The following is a 21378-nucleotide window of genomic DNA, read 5'->3' on the forward strand; positions in this document are numbered from 1 at the left end:
CGAATCCATTCCAGGTCCTTCCAGGAAATGGCGGGATCGAAGTTGTTGCCGAGCCAGGCGATATAATCCTCGAGCCCCGTCGGTTGGCCGCGATAGTCCGAGACGTTGCCCAGGTCGTGAGGGCGTCCATGGAGGCCCACGTCCCAGGCCCAGAAAGGATGCGTCATAGCCTGGAGCATTCGCCGCGTCGCCGCATGCTTGCCGCTCATGCCGGCATGGGCATCGCGGTAACGCGCCCCCGGCACGGGCATGTCGACCGTGAAGATCAGGGTCTTGACGCCGGCGGCCTTGGCACGCTCCAGCACATGCTTCATGAAGCCCCTGTCCTTCAGCACATAGAGCTGAAACCAGAGAGGGCGATCGATGGCCGAGGCCACCTCATTGATAGGGCACACCGATACCGTCGACAGCGTGAAGGGTATGCCTTTCCCGGCCGCTGCGCGCGCCGCCTGTACCTCGCCGCGCCTGGCATACATCCCCGCCAATCCCACGGGCGCCAGCGCAACTGGCATGGCCATGGATTCGCCGAATAGTTCGGTTTCCAGAGACAAATGGGACATGTCCTTCAGCACGCGCTGACGCAACGCGATATCGGCAAGATCTTCGACATTGCGTCGCAGCGTATGCTCGGCGTAAGCACCCCCGTCGGCGTAGTGAAATAGAAAGGGTGGGATACGTCGCTTGGCGGCTTGGCGGTAGTCCGTGGAAGCTGAAATGATCATGACAAGCCCTGTGCAAATGATGCGCTATCGTTGAATGGTCATCGAAGAGTCGTGCCGAACGTCCGGAGAGTGGTGACAATAGAGTGGTCAAGACATAGGCGGACGAGGATATGGAAACGGCACCTCGTCACTTTCCTTTATTGGTTTTACCAATTTACAAAAATGGATGAATCAACTCTATGAGCGTGAACTGAAGAGTGTCAACACAGAACCCATCTATTGCACAGCAATGGCCTTGAACTTTAGTCAAAATCATAGTAGCAGACATACAAACGAAGGCTGGAGTGACGCGAAAAGATTGCGTAAAATTGGTCATACCATTTATTGACTTGTTTTACGCCCGTCATCAATCACCGAGTAACGAGCGACACCCATGGCCCCACAACACCTGAGACAACCGCGTCTCGCCGACGTCATCACCGAGCGACTCGAGGCCATGCTGCTCGAAGGCAGTCTCAAACCGGGAGAGAAGCTGCCTCCCGAGCGCGAATTGGCGGAGCATTTCGGCGTTTCGCGCCCTTCCCTGCGCGAGGCCATCCAGAAGCTAGCCGCGCGCGGCCTGCTCACCAGCCGCCAGGGCGGCGGCACCTTCGTCTCTGAACAGCTCAACAATAGCTATAGCGATCCGCTCCTGGAAATGCTCGCGCGGCACGGTGAGTTCAATCTCGATCTGCTCGAATTCCGCGATGCACTGGAAGGTATATCAGCCTATTACGCCGCCTTGCGTGCCACACCCGACGACAAGGCCATGCTGCAAACGCGTTTCGAGGCACTCGAGGCCAGTTATCGGCACCCCGACCGCAGCAGCGACCCCATGCGCGAGGCCCGTGCCGACGCCGCTTTTCATCTGGCTATCGCCGAGGCGGGCCACAACGTCCTGCTGCTGCACACTATGCGCGGCCTGTTTCACCTGCTGGAGAAAAGCATCGTCGCCAATCTGGCTCATCTGTTCGAGAAGCCGGACTCCCGCGACCGCCTCATGGAACAGCATCGCGCCCTATTCGAGAGCATCGTCGCCGGCGACGCCGACGAAGCAAGGACACGTGCCCACGAACACCTGGCCTTCGTCGAGAATGGACTGCTTGAGCTCGAACGCGCCGAGACACGCGCCCAGCGCGCGCAACGCCGTTCCCAAGGATTACCCGAACCGCCTACCTGAGGCCGCCTCGTCAGGCCACATCACAGCCAGAATGTTACGCCGCGATTCACCAACTCCAGCAGCATGGCCCAGGGCGGCAGCCACGGCGCCAGGGCAACGCCCAACAGCAACCACAGGACAGCATTGCCAGGCTCGCGATAATCGAAGAGCTTGAAGGCGGTACCGAAGGAACGCTTGAGCCGCGAGCCAACCAGGTCAACGCTGTACAGCTCGTCAAGCAACAGATGGACCAACGCGCCCCCGCTTAGCGCCAGCCCCTGGGCCCATGCCATCGGTGCCGGCTGGGCCAGCAAGTGGAAGCTCATCGCCGCCGTGCCCATGCCGCACAGCATGCTCGCGAGCAACGAATGCCAGATGCCGCGATGCACGGTGAAACGCTTGAAGATCGCGCCAGCCAGGTAGCGTACGCCGAGATACACACCGCCACATGCCAGCACCAGTGGGCCCGGCGCCAGACGCGATTGCAGCCATAGCGCGCCGGCGATCACTGCCAGGACGGCCAACAGGGTGAAAATCAGACGAATGGCGTGCGAATGATCGGAGTCGATGTCGGGCAGGATGCCGCCAAACGCCATCAATACCGCCAGGGGCCAGCCCTCGTTGAAGCTCCAGAGGCTTGCCTGCCAGCCGGCATAGGCCGCCAACGCGCCACCGCCCAGGGCAACGCCGAAATGTGTGCGAAAGTTGGCCATGGCCCGCCCGAGACGCCCTCGACAACACTGGATGAAAAACCAGATTATGGGGCTTCACGACGAGACAAAACAATGCGTTAAGCGAGAAAATACCGCCTCGAGCAGGCCTGACACTCACGGGCGTGTCGTTATACGGGGGGCTGGGCCAGGTACTCGTCCTTGAGTTTCACGTAATTCCCCGCCGTATAGGTGAAGAATGCTCGCTCGGCTTCCTTGAGCGCCCTGAGCGGCTTCGCGGGATTGCCCGCGTAGACGTATCCACTTTCCAGGTGCTTGCCCGGCGTTACCAATGCGCCAGCGGCGATGATCACCTCGTCCTCGACGATCACGCCATCCATGACCGTGGCGCCCATGCCCACCAGCACCCGGCTGCCGATGGTGCAACCGTGCAATAGCGCCTTGTGGCCTACCGTCACGTCATCGCCGAGCGTCAGCGGATAGCCCTCGGGGTTGTAATCGCTGGCATGGGTAATGTGCAGCACGCTGCCATCCTGGATGCTGCAACGCGCGCCGATACGGATACGATGCATATCGCCACGAATCACGGTCATCGGCCATACCGAGCAATCGTCACCCAAGGTGACATCGCCCAGCACGACACATGCCGGGTCGATATAGACCCGCGCCCCCAGGCGTGGCGTCGTCCCTTTGAACGTCCGCAATGTCATCCGCTCTCTCCTTTATTCCATTCATGATGGCCGGGCAGCTCATGATGCACGGGCGTCACCATAGCGCCGACAACAGTACGATAACGACCAGCGGAATCGACACATAGCGTACCAACCCACGCCATAGCCGGTACCCACCAGGGCCTGCGTCCAGCGAGCGCATGGCCGTACTCGCCGGCATGATCCAGGCAGCGAAGATGGCGATCAACAACCCGCCGATGGGCAGAAAGAACTCCAGTGGCACGGTGGTCACCAGCTCGAAGAAATTCATGCCCGCCAGCCACTTCACCTCCGACAGGCTCGAGAACGAGAACACCGATAGCAAGCCGACCAACCATACCAAGGAGCCGATCAACGCTGCCGCCTTGCCTCGCTTGAGACCGGCATCGGTGAAGATCGCCACCAACGGCTCGGCCAGGTTGATCGACGAGGTCCATGTCGCCAGCAGCAGCAACAGGAAGAAAACGCCCAGCCACAACGGCCCGCCCGGTAGATCCGAAAAAGCAATGGGCAAGGTCACGAACATCAGCCCCGGCCCCTCGGCGGGATCCATACCCTGCGAGAACACCACCGAGAAAATCGCGATGCCCGCAAGCAGCGCCACGGCAACATCCAGTACCGCCACCGCCGCCACTGCACGCGGCAGACTCTGGTGATCGGGCATATAGGCACCATAGGCCATCAGCGCGCAGGCGCCTACCGCCAGGGTAAAGAAGGCGTGACCCATGGCATTGAGCACCACACTCAAGGTGATTGCCTCGAAATCAGGGGTGAATAGCCACGCCATCGCGGTGTCGAAGCCATCGGTGGTTACGGCGTAACCGACCAGCACCACCAGCAGGATGTAGAGTAACGGCATCAGCAGGTTGTTGAGCCGTTCCAGACCTCCGGAAATACCAGCCGCGACCACCGACATGGTCAGCAATATGAATAGCGTATGGTTGAACGTCATGCGTAGCGGATCGGCGAGGAAGGCATCGAAACTGGCGCCGATCTCATCCGGCGTGCGGCCGCTGAAATTACCGTTGACCGACTCGATCAGATATTCGATCGACCATCCCGAGACCACCGAATAGAACGACAGGATGAAGAACACCGTCAACGCCCCGAATAGCCCCAGCCAGCGCCAATGCGGCGATACCCCTGCCTGTCGCGCCAGATGCGTCAAGGCATGCATCGGCCCACGTCGTCCGGCACGCCCCACGAGGATCTCGGCCATCATTATCGGCAATCCCAGGATCAGCACGAACACCACATACAGCAACAGGAATATCGCCCCGCCGTTTTCGCCTGTCATGTAGGGAAAGCGCCAGATATTGCCCAGGCCCACGGCCGCCCCGGTCACCGCAAGAATGAAGGCACGTCGCGACCCCCAGCGTTCCAGCGTTTCACTCATGGTGCTGCATCCTTCGTTACGACCTGGCGCCCGACACGGCGCCGAAAGCGCCAAGCCTAGCAGGCGCGCGGTTGGCGGCCAATCACGCCGACATTGAAAGCCGCCGGGCCCACCCCCACTTATGCTGCATTAACACGTTCATATCGAGGTGCCCATGTCACGCAATCCTTTGCTCGAATCGCATGTCCTGCCGCCGTTCGATGACATCCAGCCCGAGCATGTGGTGCCGGCCATCGAGCAGCTTCTGACGGAGAATCGCCGTGACATCGAGGTCCTCGCCAATCAGTCGCAGGTCAGCTGGGAGAACCTCGCCGCGCCGCTCGAGGCTCTCAACGACCGCCTCTCGCAGGCCTGGTCGCCGGTGTCACACCTCAATTCCACCATGAACAACGACGCGCTACGCGAAGCCTATCAAGCGTGTCTCGCCATGCTGTCCGACTACAGCACCTGGCTGGGCCAGCATCAGGGCCTCTTCGACGCCTTCACGCGCCTGAAGGAAAGCGACGAATACGCCCACCTCGAGGAAGGTCAGCAGCGTTCCATCGATAATACCCTGCGCGATTTCCGCCTCGCCGGGGTCGATCTGGCCGAGGACAAGAAACACCGCTACGGCGAGATTCAGGCACGCTTGTCGGAACTGGCCAACACTTTCTCCAACCATGTGCTGGACGCCACTCAGGCATGGCACAAGGACTTGCCCGACGACTCGCGCCTGACCGGCCTTCCGGAAAGCGCACTGGCCACGCTCAAGGCCAACGCTGAAGCCAAAGACGTCGAGGGGTACCGCATCACGCTCGACTTCCCGAGCTTTTACCCGGTGCTTTCCTTCGCCGACGACCGCGCGCTACGCGAAGAAGTCTATACCGCCTTCGTGACCCGCGCCTCGGACAAGGGCCCACAGGCCGGACGCTTCGATAACGCACCGATCATCGAGGAAACGCTGCGTCTGCGTCGCGAACTGGCCGAGCTGCTCGGCTTCAGCACCTATGCCGAGTATTCGCTGGCCACCAAGATGGCCGACTCACCCGAACAGGTTCTGGGCTTCCTCGGCGACCTGGCCGACCGTGCGCATCCCCAGGCCCAGCGCGAGTTCAATGAACTGGAGGCCTTCGCCCGCGAATCGCTGGGACTCGAGACGCTGAAGCCGTGGGACATCGGCTACGCCAGCGAGAAGCTTCGCGAGGCACGCTATGCCATCTCGGAAGAGCAGCTACGCCCCTATTTCCCGGCTCCCAAGGTGATCGAGGGCCTATTCAAGGTGACCGGCACGCTTTACGGCATCCGCTTCGCCGAGCACGACGACGTGCCGCGTTATCATTCAGACGTACGCTATTTCGAGATCCTCGACGGCGACACGCCGATCGCCGGCTTCTATCTCGATCTTTATGCCCGCGAGGGCAAACGTGGTGGTGCCTGGATGGACGAATGCCGTGTGCGCCGCACCCACGAGGACGGCAGCCTGCAATTGCCGGTCGCTTACCTGACCTGCAATTTCACGCGTCCCGTGGGCAGCAAGCCGGCGCTGCTCACCCATGACGAGGTACTGACGCTGTTCCACGAGTTCGGCCATGGCCTGCATCACATGCTGACGCGTCAAACCGTCGCCGATGTCTCAGGCATCAATGGCGTCGCCTGGGATGCGGTCGAGCTGCCCAGCCAGTTCATGGAGAACTTCTGCTGGGAGCGCGAAGGGCTGGATATGATCGCCGCGCATGTCGACACCGGCGAGAAGCTGCCCGACGCCCTGCTCGACAAGCTGCAAGCCGCACGTAACTTCCAGTCGGCCATGGGCATGACGCGCCAACTGGAGTTGTCACTGTTCGACTTCCGCCTGCACCATGAACTCACAGCACCCGATGCTGGCGAAGTCCAAGCCCTGCTCGACGACGTACGCGACAAGACCACCGTCACGCCGCGTGTCGACTTCAATCGCTTCCAGCACGGTTTCGGACATATCTTCGCCGGTGGCTACGCGGCGGGCTACTACAGCTACAAGTGGGCGGAGGTGCTTTCGGCGGATGCCTACAGTGCCTTCGAAGACGCCGGCATCTTCGATACCGCAACGGGCAAGCGCTTCCGTCAGGAAATCCTCGAGCGTGGTGGTTCACGTGACGCCGCCGCGCTATTCAGCGCCTTTCGCGGCCGCGCGCCCAGTATCGAACCGCTGCTTCGCCACTCGGGCATCGAGAATGCCGACGCGGCCTGATACCGTTTTTTTCAATTCCGCTTTTGCAATCCTATTCCAACCGGGCAACGCGCCCGGTTGCCATCGTAAGAGGACGCCAAGATGACGGCCAATCCCAAGCGTTTCATCGCCGGCGCCATCTGCCCGCGCTGCGCGGCCATGGATCGCATCCGTGCCTGGGAGCAGAACGGCATCCGCTATCGGGAATGCGTGTCCTGCGATTACCTCGAGCAGTTGGCCATCGATGAGAATGGCTTCGCCGAAGACCTCGCCACGCGCGTCAACCAACCACGCGAGGACGACACATCCGATGATATCCAGACCGTGCGCTTGATCGATCCGAGTGACGGCAAGACGCACTAAGGAAACACTGCATAAAGCAAGACGCATGAAAAAGGCTCCCGCTGGGGAGCCTTTTCGTTGCCTAGCGTGGCCGATATAGAGCGATCAATCTGACAAGGTTCCGCAAGCGACACGCTTGCCACCGCCGCCCAGCTTGGGCTCATCAGAATAATTGTCGCCACCGGCATGAATCATCAGGGCGCGACCGTCCAGGTCGGAGGCTTCGAGACGCGGCGCCAACACCGGCGTCGTGGCATTGCCATCCTGATCGACCATCAAGACCGGCAGGTCGCCGAGGTGACCTTCCGCATAGGGGCCCTGGTGGGTGCCCGTGTCTTCGGGGTCGTAATGACCGCCGGCGGCACCGCCCGGCACCGTTTCACCGTCTTTCTCCGACGGCTGGCAACTCGGGTTCATATGCACGTGAAAGCCGTGCATGCCTGGCCCTAGACCCGAAAGTTCTGGTGTCAGCAGCAGACCGTGATCGGTGTCCTCAAGCGTCACGGTGCCTACGCTTTCACCGGTTCCCTGGGCATCGACCTGGTGCATCTCGATGTCATGTTGCGCTGCCTGGGCACTTCCCAGCATCAACAGGGCACTGCCGATACCGAGCGCGATTCGGGGAGTACGTAGCATGCCTTTCTCCTATCCATGGGTGAGACGTCTACCTCCCCCAGGCTAGATGAAGAGCACGCCAGACGCCATGCATCAGCTATCGCAGCGTAGATTGTCGAGCACTCGCAACGCCGGCGTTGACTGGTTGAGCGTATAGAAATGCAGCCCCGGCGCCCCACCGTCGAGCAGACGCTGGCAAAGGTTCGAGACCACCTCCTCGCCGAAGGCCTGGATGCTTTCGCTATCGTCGCCGTAGGCTTCGAGCTGCTTGCGAATCCAGCGCGGAATGTCCGCCCCGCAGGCGTCCGAGAACCGTGCCAGCTTGGTGTAATTGCTGATCGGCATGATACCCGGCACGATCGGCGCCTCGACCCCCAACGCGCGGGCCCGCTCGAGGAAATGGAAGTAGGCGTCGGCGCTGAAGAAGTACTGCGTGATGGCGATATCGGCACCAGCCTGCATCTTGCGCACGAAATTCTGCAGATCATGCTCGTAACTGGGCGCCTGAGGATGCACCTCGGGATACGCCGCCACCGCGATCTGAAAATGGTCGCCAGTTTCCTCGCGGATGAACTCGACCAGCTCGTTGGCGTAACGCAGCTCGCCCATGCCGCCCATTCCCGAAGGCAGATCACCGCGCAGCGCGACCAGATTGGTGATGCCCGCCTCACGGAAACTTTCGAGACGCTCGCGCAATTCGCCCTTGTCGCTGCCGATGCAAGACAGGTGCGGGGCAGTGTCGATGCCACACTGGCGCACCGACTTAACGGTCTCGAAGGTCCGTGCCTGAGTCGACCCCCCGGCGCCGTAGGTGACCGAGAAGAAACGCGGACGCCGCTCGGCAAGCGTGTCGCGCACGCCTTTCAGCTTTTCCCGCCCCGCCTCGGTGTTGGGCGGAAAGAATTCGAAGCTGATGCCCAGCGGATGTTCACGCATACTCATCGATGCAACCCTCTTCATGTCATGGCGTGACCGACATAGGGTCACGTTCGTATTCGATGCCGCGCATTCTGCCGATCCCCGCCCGCGCTGACTAATGAAAGTTTCGCGGCTTGGCATTAATCCGGGTCATGGCGCGCGACGCCACGCCGCGAACGCCTCAGGGATGCGTGGCGGATGTCACCTGGCAATCGCCGCCCGTCAGACACGCTTCACCCTCGACTTGCATCGTGGCATGGCTGATCCCGAAGCGTTCCTGCAAGCGCGCATAGGCAGCCTGGAGCATCGCCTGGTGCGACATGTCATCGCGTACCACCAGATGCAGACTCAGCAACGGATCCTGCGGCGTGAGTCCCCACACATGCAGATCATGCACACTCACCACACCCTCGATGTCTTCCAGCGCCGTGCGAATCTTGTCGACATCGACGCCTTCCGGCGTGCCTTCGAGCAGGGTATGGGCCGAACGACGCAGAATTTTCCAGGCCGCGCGCAGGATCAAGGCCGCCGCCAGCACGGATAGCAACGGATCGATGGGCGTCCATCCGGTCAGCATGATCACCAGCGAAGCCGCAATCGCCGCCACCGATCCCAGCAGGTCGCCCATCACGTGCAACAGCGCCCCACGCAGATTGAGGTTCTCCTGATCGCCACCGTGGAGGATCTTGAACACCACGAGGTTCACCAACAAGCCGAGAATCGCGATGACCATCATCGGCCCCGCCAGCACGTCCACCGGCTGCGTGAAACGCTCGAGGGCAGCGATGAAGATCCATATCGCGATGCCCAGGAGCATCAGCCCGTTGATGAAGGCCGCCAACACTTGGAAGCGCTGGTAACCGAAGGTACGCCGCTTATCCGGCGCTTTGTCACCCATGTAGAAGGCGAACAATGCCAGCCCCAGCGCAAAGCTATCGCTGAACATGTGCCCGGCATCGGCCAACAGCGCCAGCGACCCCGATACCCAGCCGCCTACCGCCTCCGCCAGCATGAAACCGGCGGTCAGGTACATGGCGAGCTTGACGCGCTTGGCGCTATCGGCGGTGACCGTGGGCGCGTGATCGTGGTCGTGGTCGTGGTCGTGGTGATGATCATGCGCCGCATGATCATGGCCGGAAGACGAATGTCCCATACCGTCGTGCCTCTCGATGGCTTTTCTCCAGTGTAATGTCTGGAGTGGACTTCAGGGTCAATCCGTCGATCCTTGACCACGTCGCGGCATGCGTAACCAGCCACTGCCGATGAGCATGCCCAGCGTGATCAGGGCCGCCGCCAACACCAGCCAGGCCGTCGCCGAGGCATAGCCGGTGGCGATCAACACCAACGTGGAAAGCAGCGGGGTGAAATAGGCCAGCAGCCCCAGCAAGCGCAGATCGCCATGCTTCACGCCCACGTCCCAGGTAAAGAAGGCGCTACCCACCGGACCGAGCCCCAGGCCGATCACGCCCAGCCAGCCGATACCCTGGGGCCAGCGCGAGGGCTCGAAAAGCCAGTGGCACAACGCCGCCAGCACCGCCGTCGCCAGGCAAAAGCCCCCCACGGCAGCCGTGGGCACTGCGCGGTTGGCGCGTGAGAGCACCGAGTAACCGCTCCACAGGAAGGCGCAAGCGAACGCCGCGATATAACCTGTCGCACTGCCCGAGGCACTGACATCGCCGCCCACCAGCAAGGCAGCTCCTACGAAGCCCAACAGCGCTCCCACGACGTGTTGCGCACGCAGTCGCTCACCAGGCAGCAGCGCCACGAACAATACGATCAAAAGCGGCCACAGATAGCTGATCAACCCGGCATTGGCCGGCGGTGCATTCTGCTGGGCGACGAAGTACAGGGCGTGATAGCCGAATAGCCCACCGACACCCAACCCCCAGACCCGCGGCGGCTGACGCAACGGCGCCCGCAGCGACTCGCCACGCACGCGCAGCCAGACCATGAAACATAAGAACGCCAGGCCGAACGCCAGCGCAGTGAGCAAAAACGGCGGCACAGGCCCTGCCAATTGCGTCAACGCGGCCAACAAGGCCCAGTTGAGCACGGTAGTAGCGCCGATCAGCGTGGCTCGGTGAGACGTGGACGACTCTAGCGACATGATGAACTCCCATGTGACATGAACGCGAGCGCTTAGACTGTCACGCCGATACGCCACAAACTTGTCGAATCCTGACCCGAGGACTACCACATTAGGTGCATTACAAGCGCATCAGAGACAGGTCAAAGCGAGGGTTTTTTGCCATGGATGGCAAAAGTAGTACCCAAGGATGGGATTTACAGCGCCCTCGCGAAGACCTGTCGCTGGAAAAGCACCGATAAGTAAGCGGCCTAATCCTTCTTCCAGGACTGCCCAAAAAGCCGCATAACGGGCATCATGACGCACTCATCATCAGGAAGTGCGCATGTCTCAAGTCGACCTTTCTCAACCGCTATGGATGCTGCTGATCTTCGTGGCCCTGGGCTGGCTCTGCGCGCGGCGCCTCGCCGTCGACCCGCGCCCCATCGCCACGCTATTGATCTATCTCATCGCACCGCTGACGTTCTTTCGTGGACTCTACCTGGGCGAGCCCTCGCCTGCCTTGCTAGGCCTGACGGCGGGTATGTTCACGCTGGCAAGCCTCCTGTGCCTGGTAACCCACGCCGTCGTGCGGCGTTATTTCGTCCCTCAGGAAGCCGCGCTACTGGCGTTTTCCGCCGGCACCGGCAACACCGGCTACTTCGGGCTGCCCTTGGCCATGGCGTTGCTCCCGCCGGAGGGCGTTACCGCTTACCTATTCTGTTTGCTGGGCGTCACGCTCTTCGAATTCAGCGTGGGCTTTTACATCAGCGCCCGGGGGCACTTCTCGGTCCGCGAGAGTCTCGGCAAGATAGTCCGCCTGCCGTTGCTCTATGCCTTCATCGCCGCCCTGCTCGCCTATCATTTGCCATGGAGAGTCCCCGGCGCGGTGATCGATGGACTCGACTACTTCCGCGCCAGCTATACGGTGCTCGGCATGATGATCATCGGCATGACCCTGGGCGGCGTTTCGATGCGCGCGTTCGACGCGCGCTTTCTGGGTGTCTGCATCGCCGCACGCTATGTGATGTGGCCCTTGGTGATGCTGGGCCTGGTGCTCGCCCTGCAAGCGGCAATGGGCATTTCGGCGACGCTGGCCGGCGCGCTGCTGTTGCTCGGTGTGGTGCCCATGGCGGCCAATGTCGTGGTCATCGCCATGGAACTGAACATCCGCCCCGCCAAAGGTGCCATCGCCGTGCTGCTGACGACCGTGGCAGCACCACTGATCATTCCACCCTATCTAGACATTCTCTGGCGAATCGCAGGACTCGGTTAGCGTACCGACTATCGTGAATCTGCCGACTGGCGACGTTGCCGCCACTCGCGTGGTGACAACGCATAGTGGGCGCGAAAGGCATGCGAAAAATGCGCACTGTCGTGAAATCCGCATGTCTGGGCGATCTCGGTAAGGGGGCGGCGGGTATCCTGCATCAGCGTGCAGGCGCGTTGCAGGCGGCGCTCGATCAGCCAGGCGTGCGGCGAGGCACCGGTGAGGGTGCGAAAACGCCGCGCGAACGCCGCCTCCGCCATGTGGCAGCGCACCGCCCAGTCACGCACACGCCAGGGTGCCGCCAGATCCGCCTCGACCTCCGGCAGCAAATGCAACAAGCGCAAGCGCGGCTCGGCATGCGTCGTGCGCCCCACGTCGAGCAGTGCATGCAGTCGTCTCGCCAGTACATCGGGACGCGCGTCGACGAGCGCAGAGATATCCGCACGCACGGTCGACGGCAAACGGCGCGACGTGACATCACCAAGCCCAGCCGCCTCGCACCAGGCGACGGGCAGATCGAGCACCAGCGTGCGGTTGTGGCCCGGCGCCAGATAGTGGTGCTCGTTGCCACTGGCGATAGTGACAAGCCGCCCCGCCTCCACGTGCGCGCCACGTCCGTCAGCTTCCAGTTCGACAACGCCCTCGAGCCCGATCAACCACTGGTGAAAGCCATGGCGATCGGTCAGCACCCGATCCGGGTAGCGGCGTGTCTCGGCGGTGGGCAGCAAGCATTCATTCGACATGGCAACGACTCATCTCACTCGGCCAGCGCCCAGCCGGCCGCACCATAGATGCTGGCGCCAACCAACGTGGCCAGCCCCACGTTAGGCGTCAAACGCTGCACCAGCAATACCGCCGTCGCGCCCAGCGCCAAGCGTAACCCGCCGCGCCAATGCGGCGCCTGCCACCATAGATCGCTCATCGAGAGGACGATCAACGCCGCGATGGCGGCAAGCCCCAACGCCCCGAGGAAGCGGCTCAGCCAGCCTTCACTTCGCGCCAGGCGCGTCCCGGAAAGCAGCGGCAGATAACGTATCAGAAACGTGCCCGCCCCCGCCGCGATCACGATGCTCCACCATGTCATGTCATTGCCTCCCGAGAGCATCGGGTACGAGATCGACGGCTACCCACCAAGGCACCCGCCAGCATGCCGATAAGCATGGCCACATGCCCCGGCCACCACACCATCCCCAATAGCGTGACGCCGGCCGCGACCGCCACCACCGGCCATCGAGCACGACGCCACGCCTGCGCAAGCAAGGCCAGGAACAGCGCAGGGAGCACGAAGTCGAGTGCCTGTGCCACGTAGCCACCATCGTTTGCCCATCCCGCCCCCATGCTGGCACCCAAGGCCGTACCGCCGACCCAGGCCAGATAAGCGCCTGACGCCAGGCCCAGGCACCAGGCTGGCTCGAGAGGCCGCGACGCGCCCTTGGCCATCGCCGTGGCGAAGACCTCATCGGTCAGCCCGAATGCAAGCCAAGGCGCCAAGCGACGCGGTAGTACCACGAGGCGTGTCGCCAGGGCCGGTCCATAGAACAAATGGCGCAGGTTCATCATCAACACCGCCGACAATACCGTAAGACCGCCACTGCCCGCGGCCATCATCGCCACCATCACGAACTGGCTGGCGCCAGCGAAGACCAGCAACGAAATACCTACGGCCTGCCAGGGCGTCAGCCCGGACTGCACGGTGATAACACCAAACGAGAACGCAATCGGCGCATAGCCGACGACCAACGACAGACTCTCGCGCAGACCTTGACCGGCAGCGCGCCAGGGCGACGAGATGGCCCGTTCGAGATTCATTGAGCCACCTCGTCATGTGGATACACGATGCTGACCACAATCCGCGTGGTGTCCAGCAGGGCTTCATAGCGATGCTCTACATCCGCCGCGAACTCGTGCCCTTCGCCCGGCCGACAAACGGCCAGCGCATGACCAGCCCCCACACGCAACGTGCCTTCGACCACCATGACATGCTCCCGCACGCCTCGCGGATGCGCCCGCGAGGTTTTCGTCTCCCCCGGTGCCAGGTGCATGAGATAGACCTCCACCCGAGGCGACTGCTGCCCGCGCACCATCAGCTGCACATCGCCACCACCGGGTTCGCTGACGGTCATGCCATCTTCGCCCTCGGCGAGCAGCTCGCTGAAAGCCACACCCAGCGTATTGGCGAGTGTCCAGAGCGTTTCGATAGTCGGATTGCCCTTGCCGGCTTCGAGCTGCGAGAGCGTCGATTTGCTGATCGCAGCCCGTTCAGCCAGCGCGCTCAATGAATAACCCCGCATCTCGCGGAGGCGGCGCACGTTGACGACGATGACGGGATTCGGTGATGACATGCAGTGTTTACCAAAAAGAACGATTCTGTTCTTTTTAACGAACAACAGGCTAAAAAACAAGGGCGCCAGTCAGGCGCCCCTGATTATCAACACGCATTATCGACATGCACTATGGCATCCACATGTCACGCCGTCGCGGGTTGCGTCTTCTTGGCCAGCAGGAACAAGACTACCGTGATTGCCGCACCGACGACATCGCTGAGCAATCCAGGGTAGATCAATGTCAACGCCCCGATCGCTGCCAGCAGACGCCAGAACGGATTGAGCGGACGGCGCAGATAGCCTTCCACCGCCACGGCCAGCAACAAGACGCCGACCACACCGGTGACGATCACCCACAGAATGTTACTCAGCGTCGCATCGATCATCAGCATGCTGTGCGCAAACACGAACATGTAGGGCACCACAAACCCGGCAACAGCCAGTTTCATGGCTTGGAACCCCGTAGCATTGGGCGAGCCACCGCTGATGCCGGCACCGGCATAGGCGGCCAGGGCCACCGGTGGGGTCAGGTTGGCGAACAGCCCGAAATAAAACACGAACATGTGCGCCACGAAGATCGCCGTCTCATTACTGCCTGCCAGCTCGCGGAACAGCGGCAGGTTGAGCAGGATCGGCGCCGCCATGGTGCTGGTGATGATATAGGTCGGGATGCTCGGCAGCCCCATCCCCAGCACGATAGACGCGATCATGGTCAGGAACAGTGTCACCAGAAGCTGAATCATGGGGACCGGAATCTGCTGCCCCAGGGTGACTACGGCATCGGCAGCGTCCAGGGCGATGCCGGTGAGCGTGGCGATACCCACGATGATGCCTACCGCACCACAGGCGACCGCCACGGGAATGGCATTGCGCACGCCGTCGTGCATTGCATCACGGCACTCGGCGATATCCATTTTTTCCGCCACCAGCCCGAGCTTGGCACGCACAGCGTTGAGCGCCACCGGCACCGCAATGATCAGAAACAGTGACCAGCGACTCGCCGGCATGTTGGGCTGCGCATAACCGACAAATAATGCCCGCAATTGCGGCTCGAAGATCAAAAGCGCCAGAATCGCACTGACACCCACGGTGACTCGACGCGTGCCGCAAATCAGCACGGTGGCGGCAATCGACCAGAAGGCCGCGAAGAACGGTGCTCGGCCATCGAACAGCAGCCACAGCAGCACCACCATCGGCACCAGCAGATGACCGCGCTTGAGCATCACGGACTTGAGCGGCGTCAGCTCGGAGCGTGGGATTCCCTCGAGGCCATTGCGCAGAGCACGCAGGTGCACCTGGAACAACACACCCAGATAAAACAGCAAAGCCGGAATGATGCCGGCCAGGACCACTTGGGTGTAAGGCACTGACAAGACTTCCGCCATGATAAAGGCAGCCGCCCCCATGATCGGTGGCAGGATCTGCCCACCGACACTCGCCGAGGCCTCGACAGCCCCCGCGAAATTCGGCTTGTAACCGGTGCGCTTCATCAATGGAATGGTGAAGGCCCCCGTGGTCACCACATTGGCGATCGCCGACCCGTTGATCGAGCCCAGAAAACCGCTGGCGATCACCGCCACCTTGGCCGGCCCGCCGCGTGTGTGTCCGGCCACGGCGAGTGCCAGATCGTTGAAGAGCTGCCCCAGGCCCGATTTCCCCAGGAAGGCGCCGAACAAAATGAACAGAATGATATAGCTGGCCGATACGCCGATGGCGGTACCCAGCAAGCCCTCGGTGATGAATACCAGATGCGACATGATCTGGCGGCAGGTGGCCAGAATGACCGACTCGTTCAACTGCGGATAGAACGACAACTTGGCGTAGAACCCGTAGACCAGGAAAATCGTCGCCAGCAGCGTTAACCCCCACCCAGTCGCTCGCCTGGTGGCATCGAGCACCAGTAGAATAGCCAGCAAGCCCACCAGCATATCGACATCGTTGATGCGTCCCGCCGAGGCAATGACGCGATCGGACACCACCAACATGTAAACGCCGACGCCAAACGCCAGCACTGACAGAATGGCATCCCCCCACGGCACCCGGTCACGCGCACCCTTGCGGGTCAACGGGTAGAGAATGAACGTCAGACCCAGCAGGGTATACAAGTGGATACTGCGCTGTGCCACATCGACCAGCGGCCCCGCGAACGAGGTATACAGGTGAAACAATGCCAGCAATATCGCCAGACCGGTGACGAACTTGACCACCAACCCCGGCAACGCATCGCGCACCAAACTTTCACGGTCAAACCTTTCCAGCGCTTCCTGGACCGCCTTGTCATTATCATCGGCGGCTGGTGCACTTTTATCTTGAGACATAGGGATCTTCATCTCTCGCAAGGCGAGTCATTACGATAACCAGGGCCGCACCAATGCCGGCAATACTCGCCAGAGTGGGGCCCTGCGGACGCTAAACGTATAAATCGGCGGCGGAGAGGCATGCGATAATGCGAACATATGCCCGGCATAGCGCATGCGATAATGCTCGGCAGGGGCTGCCTGGACGGCGAGAGGGTCCACGACGCGGTCGATGCCCGTCATCACCACCCAACCATCCTCAAGGTGTGTTTCCTTGCCCGCCGATGCCGGTACGCCTGCCCCAAAGGTCTTGAAACGGGTGCCAGTGATCTCTATTGCGCCACCTTCGGTCACCTCGAACCACTCTTCCCAGTCTTCCTTCTCGACCGAGTGCGTCCAACGCAGAGTGAACGACGTCCCTTCCCAGCCCGGGAAGGCATAGCGCCATTGCGACCCTTCGCGTACCGCCAACCAGGACCATGGATACAACACGGTGGCGATCGCCATGATCGCCACCGTGCCGCCGATCCACCAACGCTTACGCGGCATAGTGAATCATACCGCCAGGCCTTGCATCAGGATTGTGCGTCGCCAGCATCCTCGCTCGACGCATTTTCCGCATCACCGTTCTCAGAGGACAGTGAATCATAGAATGTCTGAGCCCCCGGGTGCACCGGCGCCACCAGGTTCTGATTCATGGTGTCAGGATCGAACTGATTGAGTGCACCCACCGAGACGTTCTCGGAATTGAGATAATCATAGAAGCGTTGAGTCAGCTCCTCGGCGACGTCATCGCGCATATCGCCACTGACGATCAACATGTTGCGAATCGCCACGGTGTCGACCTCTTCGCCGAGATCATAACGCTCGGGCGCGCCCGCCGGCAGCGTATACGTCTCGTAATAAGGGTATTCGTCGAGCAACTTGTCCGCCACGTCACCGCTCACCGGCACGAAGGTGATGTCAGTGCTTTGCATCAACCCGGTGATGCTCGAGTTGGGCACGCCGGACGTAAAGAAGGCCGCATCCAGATTGCCGTTGCTCATGCTGGTCACGCTATCGGCATACCCGGTATGGCTGACTTGGGCCAGATCGTCATAGCTCAAGCCGGCGGACTCGATCACCTTGGCGGCGCTCTGCTCGACGCCGGAACCGACCTTACCCACGCCGACGCGCTTGCCTTCGAGATCGGCAATGCTTTCGATGCCACTGTCCTCGGTCGCAACGATCTGCACGACGTTGGGATAAAGCCCGGCGAGCGCCTGAATATCAGCAGGCTCACCATCAAACTGGTTCTCGCCGTTGACGGCGTCATAGGCGACATCACTCATCACGATGGCGATCTGATTGAGACCATCGGTGATGTTGTTGATGTTTTGCACAGACGCGCCGGTGGAGACGACCTGAACCTCATCAACGAGATCGCTGGCCTCGAAGACGCCCTTCAGGGCACCGCCGATGGGATAGTAGGTACCGCCCGTGCCTCCGGTGCCGAAGATTAGGCTGACCGGCTCGGCACTCGCGGTCTGCGTGTCGCCTCCGCCATTGGTGTCACTGACATCACTCGATGTCTGCTCTTCGGAGGCCTGCGAGCTCGACTCGCCGTTTTGCGTCGCTTCCTCGGTCTCGGAGTCACTCCCGTCGTCACCGCAGCCGGCCAGCAAAGCACCGGAAAGGCCCAACGCAGCCGCCAGCATCAAAGTACGAGTCGCCATAGCGTATTCACCCCTTGATTATCCACGATCCCGTGGTTATTGAATTGTCGACCCCTTACCTTACGAGCCGCAGAGAGTGGATACCATGGCGACACCCCGTCTTACGACTAAAGTCTAATAATCTTTGGAGTCTTGAGATAAGACACGCTGAACCAGGCGACCGATCGTCAGCCCCTGAGCCAGAATCGAAAAGAGAACGATGATGTAGGTCACCATCACGATGGTGCTGCGATAGTCGCTCTCGGGCAACCCTAGCGCCAACGCCACAGAGATGCCGCCTCGCAGCCCACCCCAGGTGAGTACTCGCGTCGTCCCATGGCGATAAGGCACCCAACGCCTCAGTACGATGATGGGAAGACCAATGGTGAGCAAGCGCATCATCAGGATGACGCCGATCATGGGGCCCGCAACGATCAAATAGGACCACTGGAAAGGAATCAGCAGCAGTTCGAGCCCGATCAGCACGAACAGCACCGCGTTGAGAATCTCGTCGATCAGCTCCCAGAAGCCATCGACATAACGACGGGTGGTATCCGACATGGCATGTTCACGGCCACGGTTGCCGATGAACAGACCGGCGATGACCATCGAGATCGGTCCCGATACGTGCAGATGCGTTGCCAGCGTATAACCTCCCAGTACCAGCGCCAGGCTGACCAGCACCTCGACCTGATACTGATCGATGCTTTTCATCATCCGGTAGGCGATATACCCCATGACCAATCCGAGTAACGCCCCGCCGCCGGCCTCCTCCAGAAACAGTACTGCGGAGTGTGTGAAAGTCAGCGCTTCGGTCGCAGTCGCCGCCCCCAGCATCATGGTGAACACCACCACCGCGACGCCATCATTGAACAGGGACTCACCGACGATCTTGATCTCCATATCCTCGGGCGCACCGGCGCTTCGCATGATGCCAAGCACGGCAATCGGGTCCGTTGGCGAGATCAGCGCCCCGAAGACCAAGCAGTAAAGATAGGGCACCCCGACATGAAAAGTGGCGAAGAGCCACCAAGCCGCGCTGCCGATCGCCACGGTCGAGATCACCACACCGATGGTGGCAAGAAAGCCGATCGAGTAACGGTAACGTTTGAGCTTGTGAACATCGACGTGCAACGCACCGGCAAACAACAGACACGACAGCATGCCGTCCATCAACAAGGCGTTGAAGTTTATCTGGCCCAGCCAGGCTTCCGCCCAATCGGTAATGGCGTCGAAACCGAAGTAACTCGATGTGATCAGCAACACCGACGCCAACAGCGAGATGCACATCACGCCGATCGTCGCCGGTAATTTGATGAAGCGGTAGTTGAACCACGCAAACAGTGCGGTGACCGTGATGAAGACTGCGGCGATTTCCAGCATGCAAAGACTTCCCTTTCGCTACCAGCCATGGCGAATTGTCACCGGAGCTCTCGTCTCTGTCATTAAGCGATAGAGGCGCTCGATGGAGGCGACCATGATGCAGATTCATCGCGACGATAATCGATCAAAAAAGCGGATCCGGGAACCCGGATCCGCTATGCCGTCATAGCGTCACTTCTCGAGCAAGCCTCATGCGTCGGATCTTGCCAGTAGGCCTCCCATCACAGGCCAGCCGCCTGCCGCAAGGCATCGGCACGGTCGGTCTTTTCCCAGGGAAACGCCGTGAAGGTCTCGGCCTGCTGCTCGCCGTTGGCATCGGTCCAGGTATAGCTATGCTCGAACGGCTCGCGGCCGAAGTGCCCGTATGCCGCCGTCAGTTGATACATGGGATGCAGCAGATTGAGCATGCTGGTAATCGCATTCGGGCGCAGGTCGAAGTGCTCACGGACCAGCTCGACGATCCTGGCATCGCTGATCTGGCCGGTACCGAAAGTATCCACCGAGACGGACGTCGGCTCGGCCACACCGATGGCGTAGGAAATCTGAATCTCGCAGCGCTCGGCGAGACCGGCGGCAACGATGTTCTTGGCCACGTAACGTCCGGCATAGGCAGCACTGCGATCGACCTTGGACGGATCCTTGCCCGAGAACGCTCCGCCACCATGGCGCGCCATGCCGCCGTAGGTATCGACGATGATCTTGCGCCCCGTCAGGCCACAGTCGCCCACCGGACCACCGATGACGAAGTTACCGGTCGGGTTGATGTGGTACTTGGTGTTCTCGGTCAACCATTCAGCGGGAATCACCTCTTCGATGATCTCGCGCTTGATCATGTCACGCAGTTCTTCCTGGTCGATGTCCGGATCGTGTTGGGTGGACAGTACGATGGCATCGACGCTGCACGGCTTGCCATGCTCGTCATAGCGGAACGTCAGCTGACTCTTGGCGTCCGGACGCAGCCATGGCAGCAAGCCGTGCTTGCGCAGCTCGGCCTGGCGTTCCACCAGACGGTGAGAATAGTGAATCGGTGCCGGCATGTAGGAGTCAGTCTCATCGGTAGCATAACCGAACATCAAGCCCTGGTCGCCCGCGCCCTGATCCTCGGGTTTGGAGCGATCGACGCCCTGGGCGATATCCACGCTCTGTTTGCCGATCAGGTTGAGCACACCACAGGTATTACCGTCGAAGCCGACCTCCGAGGAGGTATAACCAATCTCGTTGATGACGTTACGCACCAAATCTTCCAGATCGACCCAGGCGGACGTGGTGATCTCGCCAGCGACGATGGCGACACCGGTCTTGACCATGGTTTCACAGGCCACGCGCGCCTGCTTGTCGCGGGCAATGATGGCATCCAGCACCGCGTCGGAAATCTGATCGGCGATCTTGTCCGGGTGCCCCTCGGAGACAGACTCGGAAGTAAACAGGGAATATTCGCTCATGGCGTCCTCGACTCTCTCTATCACATGCTGGCGAGCCGAAACACGACCGCCATCGTTAAGGAGATAAAATTACGCCGCCAGCCGATGGCGATTTCGGCACGGCGCATGACAGGTCCGGCGCGAGACGAGGCCGGCTCGGGGGTGCAAAGTTTACACGCTGGATGACTAGCTGCCTAGCGATTGGCCCTCGGCGGCATTTGATGCTA

21 protein-coding genes are annotated in these 21378 nt (G+C 61.1%); 4 read left to right on the plus strand and 17 right to left on the minus strand.

Going from position 1 to position 21378, the window contains the following annotated elements; all coding sequences use genetic code 11:
• A partial coding sequence (locus OP495_RS09735) for an L-lactate dehydrogenase (RefSeq protein ID WP_280568811.1) occupies positions 1–722 on the minus strand: 722 nt, incomplete at its 3' end.
• A gap of 373 nt (positions 723–1095) precedes the next feature.
• Here OP495_RS09735 and OP495_RS09740 point away from each other — a divergent pair.
• Complete coding sequence (locus OP495_RS09740; RefSeq protein WP_280563762.1) at positions 1096–1881, plus strand: GntR family transcriptional regulator; 786 nt, start codon at positions 1096–1098, stop codon at positions 1879–1881.
• A gap of 20 nt (positions 1882–1901) precedes the next feature.
• Here the strand turns inward: OP495_RS09740 and OP495_RS09745 are convergent, their stop codons facing one another.
• From OP495_RS09745 to OP495_RS09755, 3 genes are all read right to left on the minus strand, one after another.
• Positions 1902–2573, minus strand: a complete 672-nt coding sequence (locus tag OP495_RS09745; protein ID WP_280568814.1) for a metal-dependent hydrolase — start codon at positions 2571–2573, stop codon at positions 1902–1904.
• Positions 2574–2701: 128 nt separating this feature from the next.
• A complete protein-coding gene (locus tag OP495_RS09750; RefSeq protein ID WP_280563760.1) occupies positions 2702–3241 on the minus strand; it encodes a gamma carbonic anhydrase family protein in 540 nt (179 codons plus the stop codon).
• A 55-nt stretch (positions 3242–3296) separates the two neighbouring features.
• Entirely contained in the window at positions 3297–4637 is a 1341-nt protein-coding gene (locus tag OP495_RS09755) for a sodium-dependent transporter (RefSeq protein ID WP_280568816.1), read from the minus strand.
• 154 nt (positions 4638–4791) lie between these two features.
• On the opposite strand from OP495_RS09755, the gene prlC reads away from it, so the two are divergent.
• Positions 4792–6843, plus strand: coding sequence for an oligopeptidase A (prlC, locus tag OP495_RS09760; RefSeq protein ID WP_280568818.1), 2052 nt, complete (start codon positions 4792–4794; stop codon positions 6841–6843).
• 81 nt (positions 6844–6924) lie between these two features.
• Positions 6925–7185 carry a YheV family putative zinc ribbon protein gene (locus OP495_RS09765; RefSeq protein ID WP_280563757.1) on the plus strand — a complete coding sequence of 87 codons (261 nt, stop codon included), beginning with the start codon at positions 6925–6927 and terminating at the stop codon, positions 7183–7185.
• Between the two features lie 84 nt (positions 7186–7269).
• On the opposite strand, the gene sodC is transcribed toward OP495_RS09765, so the two are convergent.
• The 4 genes from sodC to OP495_RS09785 form a co-directional block, all read right to left on the minus strand.
• On the minus strand, positions 7270–7800 hold the full coding sequence (gene sodC, locus OP495_RS09770) for a superoxide dismutase [Cu-Zn] SodC (RefSeq protein ID WP_280563756.1): 531 nt from the start codon (positions 7798–7800) through the stop codon (positions 7270–7272).
• 72 nt (positions 7801–7872) lie between these two features.
• Complete coding sequence (metF, locus tag OP495_RS09775; protein WP_280563755.1) at positions 7873–8721, minus strand: methylenetetrahydrofolate reductase [NAD(P)H]; 849 nt, start codon at positions 8719–8721, stop codon at positions 7873–7875.
• A 157-nt stretch (positions 8722–8878) separates the two neighbouring features.
• Positions 8879–9850, minus strand: a complete 972-nt coding sequence (locus OP495_RS09780; RefSeq protein WP_280568820.1) for a cation diffusion facilitator family transporter — start codon at positions 9848–9850, stop codon at positions 8879–8881.
• A gap of 57 nt (positions 9851–9907) precedes the next feature.
• The gene (locus tag OP495_RS09785; RefSeq protein ID WP_280563753.1) at positions 9908–10804 is read right to left on the minus strand and encodes an EamA family transporter; all 897 of its coding nucleotides are present in this window, start codon (positions 10802–10804) and stop codon (positions 9908–9910) included.
• A gap of 304 nt (positions 10805–11108) precedes the next feature.
• Between OP495_RS09785 and OP495_RS09790 the strand changes: the two genes are divergently transcribed.
• On the plus strand, positions 11109–12038 hold the full coding sequence (locus OP495_RS09790; protein ID WP_280568822.1) for an AEC family transporter: 930 nt from the start codon (positions 11109–11111) through the stop codon (positions 12036–12038).
• An 8-nt stretch (positions 12039–12046) separates the two neighbouring features.
• Here OP495_RS09790 and OP495_RS09795 read toward each other — a convergent pair whose 3' ends face one another.
• The 9 genes from OP495_RS09795 to metK all read right to left on the minus strand — a co-directional run bounded on the left by OP495_RS09795 (position 12047) and on the right by metK (position 21172).
• The gene (locus OP495_RS09795) at positions 12047–12775 is read right to left on the minus strand and encodes an AraC family transcriptional regulator (protein ID WP_280568824.1); all 729 of its coding nucleotides are present in this window, start codon (positions 12773–12775) and stop codon (positions 12047–12049) included.
• Between the two features lie 14 nt (positions 12776–12789).
• On the minus strand, positions 12790–13116 hold the full coding sequence (locus tag OP495_RS09800) for an AzlD domain-containing protein (protein WP_280568826.1): 327 nt from the start codon (positions 13114–13116) through the stop codon (positions 12790–12792).
• Entirely contained in the window at positions 13113–13841 is a 729-nt protein-coding gene (locus OP495_RS09805; protein ID WP_280563749.1) for an AzlC family ABC transporter permease, read from the minus strand. Before OP495_RS09805 ends, OP495_RS09800 begins: the two co-directional genes overlap by 4 nt.
• Positions 13838–14374, minus strand: a complete 537-nt coding sequence (locus OP495_RS09810; protein WP_280563748.1) for an XRE family transcriptional regulator — start codon at positions 14372–14374, stop codon at positions 13838–13840. The genes OP495_RS09805 and OP495_RS09810 overlap by 4 nt, the downstream gene beginning before the upstream one ends.
• Before the next feature lie 125 nt (positions 14375–14499).
• Positions 14500–16674 carry a TRAP transporter permease gene (locus tag OP495_RS09815; RefSeq protein WP_280568829.1) on the minus strand — a complete coding sequence of 725 codons (2175 nt, stop codon included), beginning with the start codon at positions 16672–16674 and terminating at the stop codon, positions 14500–14502.
• Positions 16675–16704: 30 nt separating this feature from the next.
• Positions 16705–17202, minus strand: a complete 498-nt coding sequence (locus OP495_RS09820) for a DUF1850 domain-containing protein (RefSeq protein WP_280563746.1) — start codon at positions 17200–17202, stop codon at positions 16705–16707.
• Positions 17203–17228: 26 nt separating this feature from the next.
• On the minus strand, positions 17229–18368 hold the full coding sequence (locus OP495_RS09825; RefSeq protein ID WP_280568831.1) for a TAXI family TRAP transporter solute-binding subunit: 1140 nt from the start codon (positions 18366–18368) through the stop codon (positions 17229–17231).
• A 114-nt stretch (positions 18369–18482) separates the two neighbouring features.
• On the minus strand, positions 18483–19730 hold the full coding sequence (locus OP495_RS09830) for a sodium:proton antiporter (RefSeq protein WP_280568833.1): 1248 nt from the start codon (positions 19728–19730) through the stop codon (positions 18483–18485).
• Between the two features lie 221 nt (positions 19731–19951).
• Positions 19952–21172, minus strand: a complete 1221-nt coding sequence (gene metK, locus OP495_RS09835; protein ID WP_280568836.1) for a methionine adenosyltransferase — start codon at positions 21170–21172, stop codon at positions 19952–19954.
• Positions 21173–21378 lie beyond the last annotated feature (206 nt).

The organism is Chromohalobacter sp. 296-RDG (assembly GCF_029889885.1).
Classification (GTDB): Bacteria; Pseudomonadota; Gammaproteobacteria; order Pseudomonadales; family Halomonadaceae; genus Chromohalobacter.

Bases quoted from the DNA above. Each gene is read 5' to 3' on its own strand.
- OP495_RS09795 (WP_280568824.1), bottom strand. From the start codon at position 12,775: ATGTCGAATGAATGCTTGCTGCCCACCGCCGAGACACGCCGCTACCCG.
- OP495_RS09740 (WP_280563762.1), top strand. From the start codon at position 1,096: ATGGCCCCACAACACCTGAGACAACCGCGTCTCGCCGACGTCATCACC.
- OP495_RS09755 (WP_280568816.1), bottom strand. From the start codon at position 4,637: ATGAGTGAAACGCTGGAACGCTGGGGGTCGCGACGTGCCTTCATTCTT.
- prlC (WP_280568818.1), top strand. From the start codon at position 4,792: ATGTCACGCAATCCTTTGCTCGAATCGCATGTCCTGCCGCCGTTCGAT.
- OP495_RS09830 (WP_280568833.1), bottom strand. From the start codon at position 19,730: ATGCTGGAAATCGCCGCAGTCTTCATCACGGTCACCGCACTGTTTGCG.
- sodC (WP_280563756.1), bottom strand. From the start codon at position 7,800: ATGCTACGTACTCCCCGAATCGCGCTCGGTATCGGCAGTGCCCTGTTG.
- OP495_RS09805 (WP_280563749.1), bottom strand. From the start codon at position 13,841: ATGAATCTCGAACGGGCCATCTCGTCGCCCTGGCGCGCTGCCGGTCAA.
- OP495_RS09790 (WP_280568822.1), top strand. From the start codon at position 11,109: ATGTCTCAAGTCGACCTTTCTCAACCGCTATGGATGCTGCTGATCTTC.
- OP495_RS09815 (WP_280568829.1), bottom strand. From the start codon at position 16,674: ATGTCTCAAGATAAAAGTGCACCAGCCGCCGATGATAATGACAAGGCG.
- OP495_RS09825 (WP_280568831.1), bottom strand. From the start codon at position 18,368: ATGGCGACTCGTACTTTGATGCTGGCGGCTGCGTTGGGCCTTTCCGGT.
- OP495_RS09810 (WP_280563748.1), bottom strand. From the start codon at position 14,374: ATGTCATCACCGAATCCCGTCATCGTCGTCAACGTGCGCCGCCTCCGC.
- metF (WP_280563755.1), bottom strand. From the start codon at position 8,721: ATGAGTATGCGTGAACATCCGCTGGGCATCAGCTTCGAATTCTTTCCG.
- OP495_RS09820 (WP_280563746.1), bottom strand. From the start codon at position 17,202: ATGCCGCGTAAGCGTTGGTGGATCGGCGGCACGGTGGCGATCATGGCG.
- OP495_RS09765 (WP_280563757.1), top strand. From the start codon at position 6,925: ATGACGGCCAATCCCAAGCGTTTCATCGCCGGCGCCATCTGCCCGCGC.
- OP495_RS09785 (WP_280563753.1), bottom strand. From the start codon at position 10,804: ATGTCGCTAGAGTCGTCCACGTCTCACCGAGCCACGCTGATCGGCGCT.
- OP495_RS09750 (WP_280563760.1), bottom strand. From the start codon at position 3,241: ATGACATTGCGGACGTTCAAAGGGACGACGCCACGCCTGGGGGCGCGG.
- OP495_RS09800 (WP_280568826.1), bottom strand. From the start codon at position 13,116: ATGACATGGTGGAGCATCGTGATCGCGGCGGGGGCGGGCACGTTTCTG.
- OP495_RS09745 (WP_280568814.1), bottom strand. From the start codon at position 2,573: ATGGCCAACTTTCGCACACATTTCGGCGTTGCCCTGGGCGGTGGCGCG.
- OP495_RS09780 (WP_280568820.1), bottom strand. From the start codon at position 9,850: ATGGGACATTCGTCTTCCGGCCATGATCATGCGGCGCATGATCATCAC.
- metK (WP_280568836.1), bottom strand. From the start codon at position 21,172: ATGAGCGAATATTCCCTGTTTACTTCCGAGTCTGTCTCCGAGGGGCAC.